The sequence below is a fragment of the Agrobacterium pusense genome, from assembly GCF_013285525.1.
Lineage (GTDB): Bacteria > Pseudomonadota > Alphaproteobacteria > Rhizobiales > Rhizobiaceae > Agrobacterium > Agrobacterium pusense.
The window spans coordinates 1,173,513-1,193,838 of record NZ_CP053857.1 but is presented as its reverse complement, the minus strand read 5'-3'; the positions used below and the strand labels follow the sequence as shown (position 1 = coordinate 1,193,838).

Sequence of the window (20,326 nt, the reverse complement as noted above, 5' to 3'; positions counted from 1 at the left end):
CAGAGGAGAATGTTCAATGTCGCATGATAAATTTCTGACCGCCCAGCTCCGCCGTCGTACGTTGCTGGCGTCGTTCTCCGCAGCCGGCGCTTATGCCGGCCTGTCGACGCTCGGCGTCAGCCGCGCCTTTGCGCAGGAGCCGGAAAAACCAGCCGAAATCATCGTTCGCGCCTGGGGCGGCAGTTGGGTAGATGCGCTGAAGGCAGGTGTCTCCGACAGCTTCACCAAGGCAACCGGCATCGCGGTGCGCCACGATCTGACCGAGGATAACGAAATCCAGCCGAAGGTCTGGGCCGCTGTCGCCCAGAAGCGCGTTCCGCCGATCCATATCAACTGGGACACCACGACGAATGCCACGAAGTCGGCGCTGCGTGGTGTCACCGAAGACCTCTCGGACCTGCCCAATCTCAAAAATGCCACCGATCTTGCCAAGCCGGTCGGTCTCGATGGCTATCCGATCGTCAACACCTATGGCTACGTCTATGTGCTCGCCTACCGCCCCTCGGCATTCCCGAACGGAGCACCAAAGTCCTGGAAGGACCTTCTCGACCCGAAGCTGAAGGGCCGTATCGCGCTCTATAATGACGGCATCGGCTTCCATTTCCCGGCGCAGGTCGCAGGTGGCGGCAAGCTCGAGGACATTCCCGGCAACATGCAACCCGCCTGGGACTTCATTTCGAAGATCAAGGCGCAGCAGCCGCTGCTGGGCGAAGACCCCGATTTCACCACCTGGTTCCAGAAAGGCGAAATCGACGCCGCCTGCACCATTTCAACCAATGCCCGCGAAGCCAAGAAGAACGGCATCGAGATCGCATGGGTGGTTCCGGAAGAAGGTGCGAAATTCGATACCGACGGCCTGTGGATTCCGAAGGGCCTGCCGGAGAACGAGCTCTACTGGGCGAAGCAGTACATCAACCATGCCCTGACCCAGGAAGCCCAGCAGGTCTGGCTTGATGGCCTCGGACTTCCCGGCGTCATTCCGGGCGTCAAACCGCCGGCCGACCTCGTGGGCGATCCTTCCTATCCTACGACGGAAGAGGAGTTCAAACACCTGATCCGGGTTTCGTCCAAGATCCAGGTCGAAAACGAAAGCCAGTGGTTCGCCAAGTTCAAGGAAATCATGCAGGGCTGAAGCCCTGTCCCGCCCGTCGCGTCGTTCAGGTGACGGCGGGCATTCCACTTGAGGTTAAGAGGTAACGCGGTCTCTTTGGCAAATGCGCCATAGCCTTTGCCGGGTCCGCTCGAGGATCGGTATTCATGCGCGCTTCCCGTGTCGCATATCCCCTGACGTGGCGCGTCATGGATATGCTCGAACGATTTGCGGCCATTTTCTGGCCTTCCAGCTTCAAGAAGGGTCTGCCCTATCTGATGCTGCTGCCGGCCATCGTGCTGGTTGGCCTTCTGGTCCTCGGCCTCATCCAGATCGGCGATACAAGTCTTCGGACATTGGACACGAATACGTTTCTGATGTCCGAGACCTACACGCTCGCCAATTACCAGCGAGCGTTGACGGAAAAATTCTTTGCCACCGTCGCCGGCCGCAGCCTGATAGGCTCGCTTATCGTTACCGTCGTCACGCTGATATTCGCCTTTCCTTACGCCTACCTCATGGTGCGCACGCCGTCCTCGGCGCTGCGCAAATTCCTGCTCGTTGCGCTGTTCCTGCCCTTCTTCATCGGTCAGGTGGTACGCGCCTATGGCTGGCTGATCATTCTAGGCAACCAGGGCATGGTCAACGAGGCTCTCGGCCTGGTCGGTGTCCCACCGATACGCCTTCTCTATAATTACCCGGCTGTCCTGTTCGGCCTTGTTCAATACATGCTGCCCTTCGCTGTTTTGATGCTGGCACCTGCCCTGACCGCCATTCCGGCGGAACTCGAGGCCGCCTCTGCCTCCCTCGGCGCCAGCTGGCTGCGCACCTTCCGCCATGTCGTCCTGCCGCTTTCCCGCCCTGGCCTCGTCGGAGCCGGTCTCGTCGTGGTCACGCTCTCCCTTACGGACTTTGCCATTCCCGCCATCCTTGGCGGGGGGACGCAGGATTTCATCGCTAACGCGATCTACGACCAGTTCTTCCGCACCTCCGACCAAGGCCTTGGCGCGACACTCTCGCTGCTGCTCGTCGCGGTTGGCTCCATTCTCGTCGGTGTCGTCTTCATGGTCTTCGGTGCAGGCACGCTTGCCATGGGGGGCGACCGCAAATGACCGGCAGCCGCAGCAAATCCATCGTCATCTGGGCCTTCGTCTCGACCGCGCTCGTCATGTTGTCGGCACCCACCATCGTGGTTCTCGGTGCCTCGTTTACTTCGGGCAACATCATCACTTTCCCGCCGGACGGGTTTTCATTGCAATGGTATAGCAAGATCGCCCACGCCACCGATCTGCGCCAGGCCTTCTTCCGCTCACTGATCGTCGCGGCGATCTGCACCCTGGTATCCATTCCCGTTGGCACGCTCGCCGGTATTGCGCTCGCCAAATATCGGGTGCGGTTTGCCCGCTCCATCCAGATCTATCTGCTGCTTCCCTTCACGATTCCGCTGATCGGTTCCGGCATCGGCATGATGCTCGCCTTTGGACAGATGGGTGTGCTCGGCAAGCTATGGCCCGTCGGCATCGCCTGCTCGGTCATCAACCTGCCCTTCATGATCTGGGCGGTGACGGCAAGCGCGAGCAACCTGTCGCCGGATCTGGAACTTGCGGCCGCAAATTGCGGTGCGCCACCCTTGCAGCGTTTCCTTTACATCACGCTTCCCGCCGTCCTGCCGGGCGTGATCACCGGTTCGCTCTTAATGTTCATTCTGGCGTTGAACGAGTTCCTCGTAAGCCTGCTTCTGGTAGACGCGCGAAGCGTCACACTGCCGGTCCAGATCTACAACTCCATCCGCTCGATCATCACACCGGACCTTGCCGCCATTTCCGTGGTGTTCATCGCCTGCGCCGGGATCGCGATCGCGCTGCTCGACCGCCTCGTCGGCCTCGACATCTTCCTGAAATCGAAGTGACCAATCGGCCGTATGGCCAGCCATCAAGGACAAGACGATGACATCAGTGTCTTTTTATGACTATTCCAAGCTCGATGCCGATGAGAAGGCCGCCCTGCTGCGCCGTTCGGAAAGCGACATCTCGAGCTTCATCGAAAAGGTTGCCCCAATCCTCGAAGCCGTTCGCACCGAGGGCGACAGTGCACTGGCTCGCTTCGGTCGCGAACTCGACAAGGCCGACGTGACCGAAGCCAATCTTAAAGTCACCGAAGCCGAATTCGACGCAGCCTTCAAGCTGGTTGATGCAAGCGTCATCGAATCCATCCAGTTCGGCATCGACAATATCCGCCATTTCCATGAGGAACAGAAGCCGGAAGCCATGTGGCTGAAGGAAATTCGCCCCGGTGCCTTTGCGGGTGACCGCTTCACACCGATCCAGTCTGTGGCGCTCTATGTTCCACGCGGCAAGGGCTCCTTTCCGTCGGTCACCATGATGACCTCTGTGCCCGCGGTCGTTGCCGGTGTTCCGAACCTTGCCATCGTCACACCGCCAGCGCCCGATGGCTCGGTCGATGCGGCCACACTGGTTGCCGCGCGCCTCGCCGGCGTCGATACCGTCTACAAGGTCGGTGGCGCCCAGGCGGTGGCCGCCGTCGCCTACGGTACGGAGACCGTGAAGCCAGCACTCAAGATCGTCGGTCCGGGAAGCCCATGGGTCGTCGCCGCCAAGCGTTCGCTGTCCGGCGTCATCGATACCGGCTTGCCGGCCGGCCCTTCGGAAGTCATGATCCTTGCCGACGATACGGTGCATGGCGGCCTCGCCGCGCTTGACCTGCTGATCGAAGCGGAACACGGCCCCGATTCCTCGGCCTATCTCGTCACCCATAGCCGGCGCGTCGTTGAAGAGGCGATCGCGGCCCTGCCCGAACACTGGGCCAAGATGTCGGAGCAGCGCGTCGCATTCTCCAAGACCGTTCTCACCGGCAAGACCGGCGGTATCGTCCTGACGTCCTCGATTGAAGAGAGCTACGCTTTCGTCAATGCCTATGCGCCGGAACATCTCGAATTACTGTCGGAAGAACCTTTCATCCATCTCGGACATATCACCGAAGCCTCCGAAATTCTGATGGGCACCCACACGCCGGTCAGCATTGCCAATTTCTCGCTCGGCCCCAACGCCGTCCTACCGACAAGCCGCTGGGCACGCACCTTCGGGCCGCTCTCGGTGACCGACTTCGTCAAGCGCAGCTCGATCGGCTATGTCACGCCGCCAGCCTATCCCGAATTCGCCAGACATTCCCATAACCTCGCTCTTTACGAAGGCTTTTCCTCGCATGCCCTGGCGGTGTCCCCGGTGCGCGACGCCTATCTGAAAAAGGGTGCCTGATCCATGAAGGCGGTGCGGCTTTACGATGCGAACGACCTGCGTGTGGAGGAGATGGCCTCCCCATCTTCGCCGCCGGCAGGCTTCGTCAATCTGCAAGTCAGGGCAGCGGGCATTTGCGGTTCTGACCTGCACAATTACCGCACCGGACAATGGATTTCCCGTCGTCCATCCACCGCCGGTCATGAATTCTGCGGACGCATCACCGCGATCGGCGACGGTGTGAACGGTTTTGCCATCGGCGATGTCGTTTCATCAGATTCCCGCATGTGGTGCGGCGTCTGCCCGGCCTGCTTGAGTGGCCGCAGCAATGTGTGTGAAAACCTGGGCTTTGTCGGCGAAGTTTGCGACGGCGGTTTTGCCGATGAAGTGCAGGTACCGGCCAAGCTGCTGGTCGGCCATGATCCGCAACTCTCGCCACATATCGCTGCCATGGCAGAACCGCTCGCCGTGGCGCTGCATGCGGTGCGCCGCCTTGCTGTTCCCAGAGGGGAACCGGTGCTCGTCATCGGCTGCGGCACGATCGGCGGGCTTTGCGCTCTCATCCTCTCCCGCCTGCACGACGGCCCGGTTCTGCTCGCCGACCTGAATGCGGAGCGAGCCCGGCGCGTCAGTGACGTGACAGGCGGCAAGATCGTGACACTCGACAAGCCTGTGATAGACGCCGCGCTTTCGGGTGGCCGCCTTCGTTATGCGCTCGACGCCACCGGCAGCATTCAGGCGATAGGGCGGGCCATCGAACTGCTTTCCGGTGGCGGCGGGCTGGCGCTTGTCGGCATCAGCCACGGCAAGCTTGATTTCGATCCCAATATTCTTGTCGAGCGCGAAATTTCGCTGATCGGTTGCCACGCCTTTTGCGACGAACTGTCTGACGCAACGGCGCTGCTGACAGAGCTCGCGCCGGCTCTTCATCGTTTTATCGAGGTGCTGCCATCACTCGATGATGTCCCCGGCGCCTATGACCGGTTGCTGTGGGGCGAAAGCAGCGCTTTGAAGACGATAATAGACGTGTCGAAATAGGTCTGACACGTCACTTCAACAATGCCGGCGCAGCGACGCGGAGGCGGAGACAGGGACCATGACTGCACTTTCAGATTCCGCCTCGCCACTCTACGAGAAGGTGAAGGACTTCGTTCTCGGCAACATCGGCAGCGGCAAATGGGCGCGCAACAGCCGCTTACCTTCGGAGCACGAGCTGGTTTCGACGCTGGGCGTTTCGCGCATGACAGTTAACCGGGCGCTTCGGGAGCTCACCTCGGAAGGGCATCTGCGCCGCATCCAGGGCGTGGGCACATTTGTCGCGCCGCCAAAACCGCAGTCAACGCTGATCGAGATCAGCAACATCATGACCGAAATCAGAGCCCGTGGTGGTCGCCACCGCGCCGAAGTTGTCGTGCTGGAACGCATCGCACGGCCGGAACCCGAACTCCTGCTTGCCTTCGAGTTCAGCACCAGCCGGCCCGTCGACCATTCGGTCGTCATTCATTTTGAAAACGACCTGCCGGTGCAGCTCGAGGAACGCTATGTCAACCCCAGCCTCGTTTCGGGCTATGTCGAGCAGGACTTCACCACGGCGGCAACCTACGACTACCTCCAGAACGCAACACCGCTCACCGAAGTCGAGCACCTGATCAGCGCCCTGCCGGCCAGCGACGCCCATGCGCGTCTGTTGCAGATCCGCGTTGGCGACAGCTGCCTCGTCCTGCACCGAAAGACCTGGACGGGCCCGATCGTCGCGACCGTCAACACGCTGACCTATGTCGGCAGCCGCTACTCGCTTGGAAGCCGCTATCTGCACGGCAGCAAATAAGACAACATCCGGAACAATTGCCATGAACCAGCCCGCCAGCCGCACCGCGGAAATCCGAAAAATCGCCAAGGCCGCCGATGGCAGAGCGGAAAAAATGCTCGCCGACTTGCTGCGTGACCTTTTCAGCATCGAAGCAGGGAATGTGGCGATCAATCAGGATCAATACAGCCTCAATTCCCTCAATGGCTTTTTCGAAACCGGCGAGGGGCAGTTCTTCTTCAAGTTCCATCAGGAGGAGGGGGAAGAGGCCATGAGCGGCGAATATTACCGCGCCGATATTCTTGCCCGCGCAGGTCTGCCGGTCGACCAGCCGTTGCTCATGTCCGTGCTGCCGGGTGAACAGATACTTGTCTATCGCCGCCGCAGCGACCCGCGCTTTTCCGACGTCTTGCGTGCGCTGGACCTCAAGGACGATCCGGCGGCCCGCGCAAAGGCGGTGGAGGCCGAGCGCAGGCTGAATGAGGCGGTTCTGAAAGTGTATCTGGAAACGCTGCACGGCGTCACGCCCACGCAAGTGGCCGCCGAGCCGGTTCATCGATTGTTCTATGAGCGCCTGATCGATCCCATCACTGGCATCTATCCCGGTGGCAGACTGGCAAATTTCTATGTTGGCAACACGTTCGAACTGCCGGGCATGACCCTAGATTGGCAAACCCTCTCCGGACTTCGCTTCTGCGTCAACGGCATCACGTATCGTGACAGTCTCGCAGCGCTTTTCGATGAGGCCCATGAACGGCTGAACCCAGCGAAACTCGCCGATGCAGGCGGCGTTACCGCCCATGGCGACGCCCATAACGCCAATGTCTGGTATGAGGACGACGGCAGCGACGCCCGCCTCTCCTTCTTCGACCCCGCTTTCGCCGGTGAGAATATCCCGACGCTCCTCGCGGAAGTGAAGACGACGTTCCACAACATCCTCGCCCATCCGCTCTGGCTCTACGATCCCGCCCTTGCAGCCAGGACCTATTCGGCAAGCGCCACGCTCGACGGCAACATGCTTCGGATCACCACCAGCTACGAGCCCAGTGTAGTGCGGCGCGATCTGCTTGCCGTGAAGGGCGAGGCCATGTGGCGGCCGCTCCTTGCCCAGCTGAAAGCGCGTGACATGCTCCCCCACGACTGGCGCCGGGTTGTCCGCCTCGGCCTTTTCCTGTGCCCGACATTGGTGATGAACCTTCGCGCGGGCGCGACGAGCCATAACCCGGTATCATCCCTGATCGGCCTGTCGAGTGCCGTCATGGCGGGGAGCGAACCGGTCGAGGGCGAGGACGCCCTGACCCGCTTCTTCGACGCTATCGATCCGGACCGAGGCTGAAATGAAGCCGGTCAACGTTTCCGACTATCGCGAACTCGCACGCCGTCGATTGCCGAAAATCTTCTTCGATTACATCGATGGCGGATCCTTCGACGAGATGACGATGCAGGCCAACCGGGTGGACTTCGGCGATTTTGCGCTCAAGCAGAATGTGCTGGTGGAACCCAGGCCGCAGGATCTCTCCGCCACCTATCTTGGCGCGCGCCATCCCCTGCCTTTCATGCTGGGGCCGGTGGGATTTCTCGGCCTTTATGCCGGCGGAGGCGAGGCAAAGGCGGTTCGCGCCGCCCATGCCGTCGAAATTCCCTTCTGCCTGTCGACGTTTTCGATCGCATCGCTCGCCGATCTCAGAGCCGAGACAACAGGTCCGTTGCATTTCCAGCTTTATGTGCTGAAGGACCGTACACTTTGCGAGGAGTTCATTGTCGCTGCCGAACACGCTGGTGTCGATACGCTCTTTGTCACGGTCGATACGGCCATTACCGGCATCCGTGAACGCGACGTGAGAAACGGTTTCCGTTCGTTGACGAAGGTAACGCCTGGGCTGTTTGCCCGTTTGCTACTCCGGCCTCGCTGGCTGGCGGACATAGCGCTACGCGGAACGCCATCGGTCCGCGCGATTGAACATCGTGCAGAATTCGGCCGCGGCGCGCTGGAGCAGGCAGCCAATCTGTCCCGCGGTATAGACAACACCCTATCCTGGAAAGATATCGCCTGGTTACGCGAGCGCTGGCGGGGGAAACTCGTTATCAAAGGCGTTCTGGATGCCGACGATGCGGTCAAGGCGCGCGACGCGGGCTGCGACGGTATCGTGATTTCGAACCATGGTGGCCGCCAGCTGGACGGCGCATCCAGCACGATCCGTGCACTGCCAAGCATCCGCGCGGCCGTCGGCCCGGATTTCTGTCTGATGGTGGACGGCGGCATCCGACGAGGCACTGATATCATCAAGATAATTGGCCTCGGCGCAGATGGCGTCATGCTCGGCCGGGCCTATGCATACGGGCTCTCCGCTGCAGGTGAACACGGCGTGGCAGGTGTGATCGCCATTCTTAAAAAGGAAATCTCCATCAGCCTCACGCTGATGGGGATTGCCTCTATCGATGAATTGAAGGCCCGCGGTCGTGAGGTGGTTACTGATCGCCTGAGTTTTGAAACAACCCACTAGCGGGAGCTTCAATCCGCGCTACCGTGCGTCAATCTTGCGCGCCGGGCCGAAGATCATGAAACTGACGGCAGCAAGCAGCCAGACGCTGATGCTGCCATAAAGCATGACCAGACCAAAGCCGTCCGCAAGCGCCTGATGGACGGTTTCCTCCGAAATGCCGTGCGCCGAGGCAGCGGCAGTGCCTGCAGCGATCCGCTCCGCGACCGACTGTAGCGTATCGATATCGACACCGGGAGGCAGGTTCGCCCGAAGCGAAGCCCCCACGCCCTCGACCAGAATAAAGCCCATGATCGGAATGTTGATGGCAAGCGAGATCATGCGTGCGCTCATGTCAATGCCCGAAGCCATGCCCGAACGGGCGGGCGAAACCGCGCCCGTGGTCGTGTTGGTAACGGGGGTATTGGTAAGTCCGAGCCCTATTCCGGCGAGGATGCAGCCGGGCAGCATTGTAAGCCAGTTCGCCTCTTCGATACCGCTTCCCAGCTTCATCAGCATGAAGCCGAGGCCGATAGTGAACAGTCCTGCCGGAATGACGAGGCGGGGTTGGTAGCGCAGCGATAGGCGCTCCGCCAGCGGCGGGACCACCAAGGCTGGCAGCGTATAGGCTAGCAGGCCGAGCCCGGCGGTGACGCTGTCATAACCGAGGCCAGCCTGAAACCAGATCGGCAGATAGATCATGAACGGCCAGAAGCTGATATTCATCGCCGCCGAACCGATGATCGCCCCGGAAAAAGGCCGGATGCGGAACACGGAGAAGTCGAACATCGGTCTTGAACTAAGCTTTTCGGCAATCAGGAAGGCGATGAAGCTCGCGGCCGAGGCGCCAAGGATCAGAAGCGCCGCCGGGCTCGCAACACCAAGCTCGGGTCCCTGTGTGATGAAAAAGGCAAGGCAGAAAACGGACAGCGAAAGCGTGGCCATGCCGGCGATATCCAGACGTGCCGCCTCCGGGTCACGCGATTCTCTCACACCGCCCGAAGCAAGCAGCCACGTCACGATGGCGAGCGCTACGTGAACGAGGAAAACCCATTCCCAGCTCCACAGCGCAACAATGGCGCCACCGATGATCGGGCCGAAACCGAGCCCAACGCCCGAGATGATGCCCCACCAGCCGAAGGCCATGCCGCGCTCCCGCGCCGTACGGAACTGGTGCGACAGGATGGCGATCTGGCACACCAGCATCGCTCCACCGCTCAAGCCCTGAAAGAAGCGCGCGCCGATCAGCACCGGAACATTCTGCGTCATTCCGCAGGCAAGGGAAGACAAGGCAAAGGCAGCAATACTGGCAATAAAGACACGTTTGCGACCGAAGCGGTCGGCCAGCGCACCGGTTGCCATCAGCACCATGGTCACGCCGATGGTATAGGCATTCATGATCCACTGGAGTTGCCGGAAATCGGCGTGTAGTACCTGTTCCAGTGTCGGCAGGATCGCCGGAACGCTGGAGATTTCCAGTCCGAACATCAGAGCGGAGAGACAAACGGCAGCGAGCGCCATGGCGCTTCTGCTGCCCGTTTGTTCAGTAATAACAAGGGTCATTCTTCAGCCTTTCTTGGCTCGGCTCGCAACTGTGAACCGATCTACGGAGGCGACAGGCTAGACAAAGCTTGACCATAACTGAATTGGATGATTGGCTATTTCAGAGACAACAAATTGGAATAGTCGACATGAGCACGCTGGATGTGGAGGCCGTCGAAGCCTTCGTTACCATCGCGGATATGCAGAGCTTCACCCGCGCGGCCGAAGCGCTCGGCACCACCCAAGGGGCAATCAGCGTCAAGCTCAAGCGATTGGAAGACAGGTTGGGCCAGCGGCTGCTCGAACGCACACCGCGTTCGGTGCGGCTATCCGCGCAGGGTGCAGTGTTTTTGGCGCCCGCCCGCGAGTTTCTCGCCGCACACGATCGTGCATTGGCAGGCCTTTCCTCACCGCGCCGTCGTTTTGGCCTCGGCATTGCCGCCCACGTGGCAGGACCGGAGGTGCCGACCCTTCTGGCCCGCCTCAACGACCATGACCCGGGCCTGACGATTGAAGTGCGGATGGACCATTCACGCTCCCTGCTCGACGCGTTCGACCGTGGGGAAATCGACGCGGCCATCATCAGACGCGAGGACGATCGGCGCGACGGCGAGGTTCTCGGACCGGAGCATTTCGGCTGGTATGCAGCCCCGCAATTCGAACATCGTCAGGGTGAACCGTTGCGGCTTGCGGCACTGTCTCCCGCTTGCGGCGTGCGTGATATAGCCACCCGCGCCCTGGACGGGGCTGGCATAGCCTGGACGGAGGTTTTCCTCGGCGGCACATCGTCCATGGTAACCGCGGCCGTTTCGGCGGGACTTGCGATTTCCGCCTTCTCCTCCCGTCTTGCCCCACCCGGCACCGTGGAAGTGAGCCAGCGTTTTGGGCTGCCTTCCCTGCCTTCCACCGAAATCATCATGTTCTCGACCCTGACGGACAGCAGATCGCGTGAGGCGTTGCGAACGCTCGCTGCCGCTTTTCGCGAGCATCGGCCGGCCTAAGTGCCGTGGCGTCACAGATAGCCCGACCGCCTGTCGACATTTACCGGTGGAAAATCTAGCATCGCGCCAAACTGGAAGGACCGACCATCTCTCGATCCAGCCGCCACAGTGGAGTATTCATGTCCCTGCCCCAAAAAATCGGTTTTATCGGAACAGGCGCCATCACCGACGCGATGGTACGTGGCCTGCTTGCCAGACCCGCCGCCGTACCACATGTCATGGTGTCCCAGCGCAGCGCGGATGTTTCGGCTGAACTGGCTGCCGATTTTTCGCAGGTGATCGTCTCGAGCGACAATCAGGCGATCGTCGATGGCTGCGATACCGTCATGCTGGCAATCCGTCCCCAGATCGCCGAGGAGGTCATCCGGCCGCTACGGTTCAGGGACGAACAGAAAGTCATCAGCGTCGTGGCTGCGACCAGCCGGGAAGCCCTTCTCGACTGGATCGATGCGGATGTACATCTCACCCAGGCGATCCCGCTGCCCTTCGTCGCCCGCCGCAAAAGCGTCACCGCCATTTATCCCGCCGATAGGGATACGGCAGCAATCTTCAACGTGCTCGGCAATGCGGTGGAATGCGAGACCAAGGCCGAATACGACCTTCTGGCCGCCGGAAGCGCTCTGATGGCTACTTATTTCGGCATCATGCAGACGGCAACGGAATGGTTGGCCGAAAACGGACTGCCGGAAGAAAAGGCGCGTGCCTATCTTGCACCCCTCTTTGGCGGCCTCTCTGAGGTGGCGGTGTTGGCCGGAAGCAAGGCGGATTTTAACGAGATCAGCCGTGAATTCGCCACCAAAGGCGGCCTCAACGAACAGGTGCTCAAAGACTTCGATGGCAAAGGCGGTTCAAGGGCCTTGAAAGATGCATTGAGCCGCGTGCTCGAGCGGATTGCGCGATAGCAGCCGTTGCAACGGTAGGAACAAAAGGGGCCTTTCGGCCCCTTCTGTTTATGCCTTGCCCGGACGGTTGATCGTCAGGAAGTGGCGCACGACAGGCTTTTCCAGCCCGGAATGATAAGCCAGCACCTTGCCCTGCAAATCTGCATCGGCATTGGAGACCCGCTTGTGCTGGCGAAGATGTTCCGCCCAGGATTCCACCATGAACCATTCGACGATCTTCTGCGGATCGGCGGAGTCTTCCGTGACACCCCAGCCATAAGCCCCATCGCGGCGACGTTCCTGGGAAAGCTCGTCGAGTGCATGCAGGAAAGCGGAGCGGTGATGCTTTTCGACATTATATTCGATCAGGATCAGAACCGGGCCGCGATCATGGGCCACCGGCTCGGCAACGAGCGGTTCCGGCCAATGGTTGGATGGCACCATATCCGCATCACCCGCAGGCAGTTTCAGGCGGTGCATGACTAGGCCCGCAACCAGCAGTCCCGCAGCACCGATCAGCAATGCACCCGGCACACCTGTGGCTTCACCAACAGCACCCCAGCCAAGGCTACCGGCCGTCATCGCGCCGTTGAAGACGGTGAGATAGACAGCAAGGCCACGGCCACGCACCCAGTTTGGCAGAACTGCCTGGGCTGCCCCGTTCAGCGTCGTCAGAGCGGTGATCCATGCGCCGCCGAGGAACAGCAGGACGATGATGGCAAGCCACTTGGGCGGTGCGAGCGAAAGCGCGGCCATGACGAGTGCGGTAATGACGGCAGCACCGAGAAGCAGGGCATCTGCATCGAAACGTTCGCGCAGCTTCGGCATGACCAGCGCGCCGCCGATGGCGCCCGCGCCGACAGCACCGAGCAGGATACCGTAGAAGCTGGCGTCTCCGCCGAGCAATTGCCGGGCAACCAGGGGCAGCAGCGCCCAGACGGCGCTGGCGAAAGCGAAGAAGATCGCGGCCCGAAGCAGCACGACATGAAGCGGCTTGCTCGCACGGGTGTAACGGAGGCCCGCCCGGAAAGCGCCGAGGAAACCTTCGGCCAACGCATCATCAGCGTTCTTTACCCGCGGCCACCACAAAAGGGCGGCGATGACGACGAAGTAACTGGCGACATCGGCGCCATAGGTAAAGGCCGCGCCGAAGGCCGCAAGCAGGATGCCGCCAGCAGCCGGACCGATGGAACGGGCGATATTGATGCCGAGCGAGTTCAAAGCCACGGCGCTCTTGATATCCTCGCGCTTCACCAGTTCCGGCACGATGGCCTGCCAGGTCGGTCCCATCAGCGCCGCACCGATACCGCCGAGGAAGGTGAGACCGATCAGGGCGCTGACGGACAAAAGTCCGGTGTGCGCAAGAACCATAAGTGTGACGCTGACCGAGGCCAGCAGCAGCTGAACCGCGATCAGAAATTTGCGGCGGTCGAGAATATCGGTCAGCACGCCGGCCGGGATCGCCAGAAGAAAGATCGGCAGAGTTCCAGCGGCCTGCACCATGGCGACAGCCGCCGGAGAGGCCGAAAGATCGGTCATCAACCAGGAACTCGCGACATCACGCATGAAGCTGCCGGTATTGCCCAGCACCGTCGCGGCCCAGAGGACGGCGAAGACCGGTTGTGCAAGCGGAGCAAAACTGCTTGCGGAGGATTTTGCGGCGCTCATTTGCCCGTTCCTTTCGTGAGATCGATTGCAGCGACGACAACAAATGCGCCAGCGAGACCTAGATGTTCAAAGAAGGCATTGGTGGCCATCATGCGGTCCATGCCAGGCGCCATTTCCCAGAAGCGGAGAGCGATGAAGGTGGCGAGAAGAGTGAAGCCCGCCAGTGCCAGAGCTCCGACCCCGCGCAGGAAGCCCGACACGACCAGAGCGGAGGCGGTGAGTTCGAACAGGATGACGACGACGGCGAATGCGACCGCCGGCTGAAGGCCAAAATGGTTCATCTCGGCAATCGCCCCGGGAAAGTCGAAAATCTTCGTCAGCGGTCCCTGAATATAGGCCGAGCAAAGCGCCAGAAGCGCAAGGGTTTTTGTGGCGGGTGCGGCAATGATATCCGCAAGGAAGCCCCGAAGGCGAAGGGTTGAAGACGGCTCAGTCATAATGTGCTCCTACTGGCCGTTCGGTTCGAGCGGCGCTGGCGTTCATCTGATGGAGCGATATTGGCGCAAAGGATTATCGCCAACAATTGCATCAATAGTTTCGATATAATTGCGAAATTTGTAATATTCTTTTATCGGCTATTGGTCGTATCCCACGGGCGGCACATGCTACGCCCGTGGGGGTTCTTTTGTCGATGAGGCTTATACCGCCCAGCAGGAGCAGCCCAGGGCACCGAAGAAGCCTTTGAGATCGGCAATCGGCAGCTTCGATGTCCAGGCACCGGCATGGTCGTGACCATGCACACCGCAATCGCTGGCGCAGCCGCAGGTGGAGATGGCCGTGCGGCGCAGCGAACGGGCGCCGGCGCCATCCGGTTCACCCCAGGCGGCGTAGCCGCCGAACTTCCGCACTGGCGACCAGTCTGGCATGGCGGGCGGAATATTGCTCTCGTCCAGTGCCTTGAAGTCGCCGGCGCCATAGACGACCTTGCCACCCACCATCGTCAGTTCCGAGGTAAGGAAGGAGATTTCATCTTCCGCACAGGAGAAGAAGTCCTTGTCCGGCACCACGAGATCGGCGAACTGGCCTTTCTCGATGCGGCCCTTCTTTCCTTCTTCATTCGAGAACCAGGTCACTTTTTCCGTCCACATGCGCAGCGCCGTTTCGCGGTCGAGGCAATTGGCGCGCGGATAAAGCTGCATGCCGCCAACGGTCTTGCCGGTCACCATCCAGAACAGCGACACCCACGGATTATAGGAGGCGACGCGCGTTGCGTCCGTTCCAGCCGAAACGTTCACACCCTTATCGAGCATGCGCCGGATCGGTGGTGTGGCTTCGGCCACGCCCTGGCCATAACGCTCGACGAAATATTCGCCCTGGTAGGCCATGCGGTGCTGCGTGGCGATGCCGCCGCCAAGCGCGGCGATACGGTCGATGGAGCGGTCAGAGATGGTTTCCGCATGGTCGAAGAACCAGTTCAGGCCTTCGAGCGGGATATCACGATTGACCTTTTCGAAGACATCCAGCGCCCGCGAAATGGTCTCGTCATAGGTGGCATGCAGACGCCAGGGCCAGCGGTTTTCCGCGAGAATACGGACAACGTCTTCGAGTTCGCCTTCCATCTCCGGCGGCATATCGGGCCGCGGCTGACGGAAATCCTCGAAATCGGCCGCGGAAAAGACCAGCATTTCACCCGCACCATTGTGCCGGAAATAATCGTTGCCCTGCTTGTATTTGACCGATTGCGTCCAGTTGAGGAAGTCTTCCTTTTCCTGTTTCGGCTTCTGTGTGAAGAGGTTGTAGGCCAGACGAACCGTCATCTGGTTCTCATCTGACAGTTTCTGGATCACCTCGTAATCATCCGGGTAATTCTGGAAGCCGCCGCCGGCATCGATGACGCCGGTCATACCCAGCCGGTTCAGCTCACGCATGAAATGGCGGGTGGAATTGACCTGATAGTCGAGCGGCAGTTTCGGCCCCTTGGCAAGCGTCGAATAGAGAATGCCGGCATTCGGCTTGGCGAGCAGCAGGCCGGTGGGATTGCCGTTGGCGTCGCGGGTGATCTCGCCGCCCGGCGGGTTGGGCGTGTCCCTGGTATAACCGACGGCACGCAGCGCTGCGCCGTTAAGCAGCGCCCTGTCGTAGAGATGCAGAAGGAAGACCGGCGTATCCGGCGCGACCGCATTGATCTCCTCGATGGTCGGCAAACGCTTTTCGACGAATTGGTGCTCGGTGAAACCGCCGACGACGCGCACCCATTGCGGGGCGGGCGTTATCGCGACCTGACGCTTCAGCATGTCCATGGCATCGGCAAGCGAGCGAACACCATCCCAGCGCAGTTCCATGTTGAAGTTCAGGCCGCCACGCACGACGTGGGTGTGGTTGTCGATCAGGCCCGGCAGAACCCGCTTGCCCTTGAGATCGATGATCTTCGTTTCCGGACCCGCAAGCGCCATGACCTCGGTATCGCTTCCCACCTCCAGAAACAGGCCATCCTTGATGGCAACCGCTGATGCATTCGGATTGCCGCGATCAAGTGTCGTGACGCGGCCATTGTGAAGGATGGTATCTGGATGCATGGACGAAGCTCCGCTCTTGATGGGATCAGCGGCCTTAGCCGGTGAAAACAGATTCGGAAAGGCGAGACTGGATGCCGCGCCGAGGAAAGTGCGTCGGGTCGGCATCAGCTTTTCTCCCGGTTGATGGTCTGTTTGACTTCGGCAAGGTCGGTTGCTTCAGCGCCACCTCTGGGCATATGGCCGAACATATGTGGTTTGATCTGGTTGATCCAGGAGACTGCAGCGGGTTCCCTGCCGACAATCGTCTTCGCGAAGGGAATGATCTGCTCTCCAACCAGAATGCCGAGCAGACCGACGAGCGCGATGACGGGCGGCGCAGGGGAGCGCACATTGAGCAGGCTGTAAACGATGCCGACCAGCAGGCCGGCGCCAAGTGACAGAAGATAGACTTTCATGGAAACCTCCTCGACAGGTTGAAGCCGCACCGGCTGGATGACGATCCTTCCGGTGCGGTGGGTTGAAAGCTTATTTCTTGGCCGGGTTCGGGCCGATGCGCTTGCCGTGCTTGACGCGCTCTGCACCGCCATGAACATGTGTAACCGCATAATCGATGCCCATGCCGTAAGCGCCGGAATGTTCCTTCACCAGCGACGTCACGGCGTCGTAGGTTTCCTTATGTGCCCAGTCGCGCTGCCATTCGAGCAGCACCTGCTGCCAGGTAACGGGAATGACGCCAGCCTGCACCATGCGGTCCATGGCATATTTATGCGCATCGACTGAAGTACCGCCAGACGCATCCGCCACCATGTAGATTTCGTAGTCGGGGACATCATGCAGGGCAGAAAGCGAGAAGGTGAGGTTGCAGACTTCCGTCCAGAGGCCGGAGACGACAATCTTCTTGCGACCGTCAGCGGCATTTTTCGCCAGCGCATCGCGGACATTCTGGTCGTCCCAGGAATTCATCGAGGTGCGCTCGAGAATGTCGTTTTCCGGGAAAACCGCGAGCAGTTCCGGGAAGGTGTTGCCGGAGAAGCTTTCCGTTTCGACCGTCGTGATGGTCGTCGGGATGTTGAAAATCTTTGCCGCCTTGGCGAGACCGACGACATTGTTCTTCAGGGTCTGGCGGTCGATCGACTGCACACCGAAAGCCATCTGCGGCTGCTGGTCGATGAAGATGAGCTGGCTGTTGGCGGGAGTAAGGACTTCAAGCTTCGACATGGTGGTTCTCCATTCAGGTGGTGATTGCCGGTCGACGGCGGTGAAATTGACAAGGCTTCGCCGATCAGCTGCCCCGCAGGGGCAGCCGTCTTGAAAGCGTGGATATGATTTCTTCAGTCGATGCGGATCAAGGACCCGCTTTATGCCGCAAGGGGAGCGAGATTCGCCTCGATCTGATTGCGGAAAGGCTCATAACGGCTTGGCAGCTTGAGCGCTTCGCCCAGATGCGCGGTATCCTCGTCGCGGTCGAAACCGGGCTCGTTGGTGGCGATTTCGAACAGGATGCCGCCCGGCGTGCGGAAATAGATCGCCCAGAAGTAATCGCGGTCGATGACAGGAGTGACCTGATAGCCGGTGTCCATCAGCGCCTTGCGCACGTCCAGCTGCTTTTGACGGTTTTCAACCGCGAAAGCGATGTGATGAACCGAACCGGCTCCCGGACGGGCAAAGGGCGTCTTTGGCAGTGTGGCGAGATCAATCGTATCGGCGCCGTTGCCGCCGGGAATGACGAAGCGGGTTACATCGCCTTCTGCATCGGCGCGCTCATATCCCATGAAGCGAAGCAGTTCCTCGGTCGCCGCCGTATCATTCAGATTGAAGCGCGCACCGGTGAAGCCGCGTATGGCGTTGTCTTCGGAAATGCCCTCGGCAAGCCATGGAGCGCGGGTATCGTTATCCGTTTCGATCAGCGCGAGTCCATCGCCATCCGGACCGGTGAAACGCAGGCGCTGTGCACCGAAGACCGTATCGGCCTGTAGTCCGGCGGCACCTTTCGTAATGAGACGATCTTTCCAGAAGCCGAGCGAACCCTTGGGAACGGAAAACTGTGTCTCGCCCACTTCGCCGACGCCCGGACGGCCGGCCATCATGTTGGCGAAGGGAAAGTAGGTCATGACGGTGCCAGGCGTTCCCTTTTCGTCACCGTAATAAAGGTGATAGACGCTTGGCTCATCGAAGTTGACGGTTTTCTTGACCCGGCGCAGCCCGAGCGTATCGGTGAAGAAGCTGTTGTTCTGCCGCGCATCCGACGCCATTGAGGTAACGTGGTGCAGGCCCTTGATATCCTTGATCATCGTCGGCGCCTTTCGCTTTTGGTGTGCCCGTTTCGATGGAGAGAGATGTAACCCGCTTGATTGCATCGCGGAATTGCAATATTTTTCTCGAATGAATTGCGATTTTTGAAATAATAGAGATGAACGATCACAAAGCTCTCAAAACCTTCCTGATGGCGGCCGAAAAGCGCAACTTCGCGCAGGTGGCCCGTGAACTCGGCATGACGGCAGCGGCCGTCACCCGTGCGATTGCAGCACTTGAAGATGATCTCGGCGTGCAATTATTTGTCCGGACCACCCGTCAGGTATCGCTCACGACGGACGGGGCCGTCTTCGCCGCACAGATTCAGCCGGCAGTCGAGGCTTTGGAGAACGCCCGGCGGGATGTTCGCAACGCCCACAAGGCCGACGAGGGACGCCTGAGGATCAGCGCGCCGACATGGCTCGGCAAAACGGTGCTGCCGCCGATCCTGTCGGGCTTCCGGGAACTCTATCCGAAAATGTGCTTCGAGATTTCGTTATCGGACGGCCTGGTCAATATCGTGGATGATGACTACGATCTGGCAATCCGTATCTCGTCCGCCCCATCGGACAAATTCACCATATGGCGCAAGATCAGGGCTGTGCCGCGCATATTGGTGGCGGCTCCGGGCAGCCGGTTCGCGCAGATGAAACACCCCGCTGAACTGACGCCTGACGATTGCCTTGCCTACAGCGGCGAGAGCCGTCGGGAGAACTGGGTTTTGTCAGATGGCGGGTCAAGTATCACGATAACGGCAGGTCGTGCTTTCAGCGCCAATAGCGGCGAGGTTCTGGCCGATATGGCTGCGGATGGTGCAGGGGTCGCCTTGCTTCCGGGCTTCAACATCGCACAGCATATCCACAGTGGGCGCCTCGTCCATGTCCTGCCCGGCTGGTCGCCGCCGGAACTCTGGTTGACGCTCTATTATCCGCCCTATCAGGCCCTGCCGCCCCGCATCGCAACTTTCTCGAAATTTTTCGAAGAACAGTTACCAGCCTACATGGTGGCGCTGGAGTAGAACTGCCCAAATCTGCGCATTTTAATGACGGCGCGGGAGCGACGCTCCCTGGCGGGATCCGTGCGCGCGCCTTCTGTTGTGCACCATCCCGCCCTACAATATTGGACCGGGAAGTCACCGGACAACACTCCAGTAAAATTCTGCTTGATTAAATACCGACTAGTCTGTATTTAATCAAGCAAGGGAGAGTTGATGTGGCAAGGAAACAGAACCCACTGACCAGGCCGGGCCTGCTGGAGGCGGCATTTACCGTCATCCGGACGAAAGGTTACGCCGCGACAACAGTCGACGATGTCTGCGCCAAGGCCGAACTGTCCAAAGGTGCATTCTTCCACCATTTCTCCAGCAAGGAGGAGATGGCGGTCGCTGCTGCCCAGCACTGGTCGGAGGTAACCGGTGCGGTGTTCGAAACCGCGTCCTATCATGATGCCGCTGATCCACTGGAGCGACTGCTGAACTATGTCGCCTTCCGCAAGCAGTTGATACAGGGCGACTTGCCGGATTTTACCTGCTTTGTCGGCACCATGGCGCAGGAGGTTTACGAGACCAGCGAGGCGATCCGGCAGGCGTGCTGGAACAGCATTTCAGGCCACGCCGAAACACTTGTGAGCGATATCGAAGCAGCCCTGGATCAATACAAGATAACAGAGACATTTACGGCGGAAAGTCTTGCCCTGCACATTCAAGCCGTCATCCAGGGCGCCTTCATTCTGGCAAAAGCGAGCGGGAATCCGCAGCAAGCCGTCGAAAGCCTCGACCATCTTCACCGCTATATCCGGCTGCTGTTCAGCCCGACAATGATCGACCACGTTGAATGACAACGCATCAACAGGAGGA

At 60.1% G+C, this 20,326-nt stretch carries 19 protein-coding genes; 12 read left to right on the top strand and 7 right to left on the bottom strand.

What is annotated here, in order from left to right; all coding sequences use genetic code 11:
* The first annotated feature begins 16 nt into the window (after positions 1–16).
* The 8 genes from HQN82_RS19085 to HQN82_RS19050 all read left to right on the top strand — a co-directional run bounded on the left by HQN82_RS19085 (position 17) and on the right by HQN82_RS19050 (position 8,655).
* Positions 17–1,132 (top strand): ABC transporter substrate-binding protein, encoded by a 1,116-nt coding sequence (locus tag HQN82_RS19085; protein WP_063947077.1) that lies wholly within the window; start codon positions 17–19, stop codon positions 1,130–1,132.
* 125 nt (positions 1,133–1,257) lie between these two features.
* Positions 1,258–2,202, top strand: coding sequence for an ABC transporter permease (locus tag HQN82_RS19080; protein WP_173615595.1), 945 nt, complete (start codon positions 1,258–1,260; stop codon positions 2,200–2,202).
* The gene (locus HQN82_RS19075; RefSeq protein WP_107341926.1) at positions 2,199–2,999 is read left to right on the top strand and encodes an ABC transporter permease; all 801 of its coding nucleotides are present in this window, start codon (positions 2,199–2,201) and stop codon (positions 2,997–2,999) included. The genes HQN82_RS19080 and HQN82_RS19075 overlap by 4 nt, the downstream gene beginning before the upstream one ends.
* Positions 3,000–3,036: 37 nt before the next feature.
* Positions 3,037–4,365, top strand: coding sequence for a histidinol dehydrogenase (gene hisD, locus HQN82_RS19070; RefSeq protein WP_107341927.1), 1,329 nt, complete (start codon positions 3,037–3,039; stop codon positions 4,363–4,365).
* A gap of 3 nt (positions 4,366–4,368) precedes the next feature.
* Entirely contained in the window at positions 4,369–5,382 is a 1,014-nt protein-coding gene (locus HQN82_RS19065) for a zinc-dependent alcohol dehydrogenase (protein WP_173615594.1), read from the top strand.
* 58 nt (positions 5,383–5,440) lie between these two features.
* Positions 5,441–6,172, top strand: coding sequence for a histidine utilization transcriptional repressor HutC (gene hutC, locus HQN82_RS19060; protein ID WP_173615593.1), 732 nt, complete (start codon positions 5,441–5,443; stop codon positions 6,170–6,172).
* A 22-nt stretch (positions 6,173–6,194) separates the two neighbouring features.
* Positions 6,195–7,487, top strand: a complete 1,293-nt coding sequence (locus HQN82_RS19055; RefSeq protein ID WP_173615592.1) for a hypothetical protein — start codon at positions 6,195–6,197, stop codon at positions 7,485–7,487.
* A gap of 1 nt (position 7,488) precedes the next feature.
* A complete protein-coding gene (locus HQN82_RS19050; protein ID WP_173615591.1) occupies positions 7,489–8,655 on the top strand; it encodes an alpha-hydroxy acid oxidase in 1,167 nt (388 codons plus the stop codon).
* Positions 8,656–8,673: 18 nt separating this feature from the next.
* On the opposite strand, the gene HQN82_RS19045 is transcribed toward HQN82_RS19050, so the two are convergent.
* On the bottom strand, positions 8,674–10,152 hold the full coding sequence (locus tag HQN82_RS19045; protein ID WP_427832751.1) for an MFS transporter: 1,479 nt from the start codon (positions 10,150–10,152) through the stop codon (positions 8,674–8,676).
* Between the two features lie 170 nt (positions 10,153–10,322).
* Here HQN82_RS19045 and HQN82_RS19040 point away from each other — a divergent pair, with 170 nt between their 5' ends.
* Positions 10,323–11,174 carry a LysR family transcriptional regulator gene (locus tag HQN82_RS19040; protein WP_173615589.1) on the top strand — a complete coding sequence of 284 codons (852 nt, stop codon included), beginning with the start codon at positions 10,323–10,325 and terminating at the stop codon, positions 11,172–11,174.
* 119 nt (positions 11,175–11,293) lie between these two features.
* The gene (locus HQN82_RS19035; protein WP_173615588.1) at positions 11,294–12,076 is read left to right on the top strand and encodes a pyrroline-5-carboxylate reductase; all 783 of its coding nucleotides are present in this window, start codon (positions 11,294–11,296) and stop codon (positions 12,074–12,076) included.
* Between the two features lie 48 nt (positions 12,077–12,124).
* On the opposite strand, the gene HQN82_RS19030 is transcribed toward HQN82_RS19035, so the two are convergent.
* The 6 genes from HQN82_RS19030 to HQN82_RS19005 all read right to left on the bottom strand — a co-directional run bounded on the left by HQN82_RS19030 (position 12,125) and on the right by HQN82_RS19005 (position 18,470).
* On the bottom strand, positions 12,125–13,723 hold the full coding sequence (locus tag HQN82_RS19030; protein ID WP_006700134.1) for an MFS transporter: 1,599 nt from the start codon (positions 13,721–13,723) through the stop codon (positions 12,125–12,127).
* Positions 13,720–14,160, bottom strand: a complete 441-nt coding sequence (locus tag HQN82_RS19025) for a DoxX family protein (RefSeq protein WP_173615587.1) — start codon at positions 14,158–14,160, stop codon at positions 13,720–13,722. The genes HQN82_RS19030 and HQN82_RS19025 overlap by 4 nt, the downstream gene beginning before the upstream one ends.
* A 201-nt stretch (positions 14,161–14,361) precedes the next feature.
* Positions 14,362–16,344, bottom strand: coding sequence for an amidohydrolase (locus tag HQN82_RS19020; protein ID WP_173615586.1), 1,983 nt, complete (start codon positions 16,342–16,344; stop codon positions 14,362–14,364).
* Positions 16,344–16,634, bottom strand: coding sequence for a XapX domain-containing protein (locus HQN82_RS19015; protein ID WP_173615585.1), 291 nt, complete (start codon positions 16,632–16,634; stop codon positions 16,344–16,346). The genes HQN82_RS19020 and HQN82_RS19015 overlap by 1 nt, the downstream gene beginning before the upstream one ends.
* Positions 16,635–16,704: 70 nt before the next feature.
* A complete protein-coding gene (locus HQN82_RS19010) occupies positions 16,705–17,397 on the bottom strand; it encodes a hydrolase (RefSeq protein ID WP_173615584.1) in 693 nt (230 codons plus the stop codon).
* 140 nt (positions 17,398–17,537) lie between these two features.
* A complete protein-coding gene (locus tag HQN82_RS19005; RefSeq protein ID WP_137069732.1) occupies positions 17,538–18,470 on the bottom strand; it encodes a ring-cleaving dioxygenase in 933 nt (310 codons plus the stop codon).
* Between the two features lie 119 nt (positions 18,471–18,589).
* Between HQN82_RS19005 and HQN82_RS19000 the strand changes: the two genes are divergently transcribed.
* Both HQN82_RS19000 and HQN82_RS18995 read left to right on the top strand, forming a co-directional pair.
* Positions 18,590–19,489 carry a LysR family transcriptional regulator gene (locus HQN82_RS19000; RefSeq protein WP_004437488.1) on the top strand — a complete coding sequence of 300 codons (900 nt, stop codon included), beginning with the start codon at positions 18,590–18,592 and terminating at the stop codon, positions 19,487–19,489.
* 194 nt (positions 19,490–19,683) lie between these two features.
* Positions 19,684–20,307: a TetR/AcrR family transcriptional regulator gene (locus HQN82_RS18995; RefSeq protein WP_173615583.1), complete on the top strand. Its 624-nt coding sequence runs from the start codon at positions 19,684–19,686 to the stop codon at positions 20,305–20,307.
* The last annotated feature ends 19 nt before the right edge of the window (positions 20,308–20,326 follow it).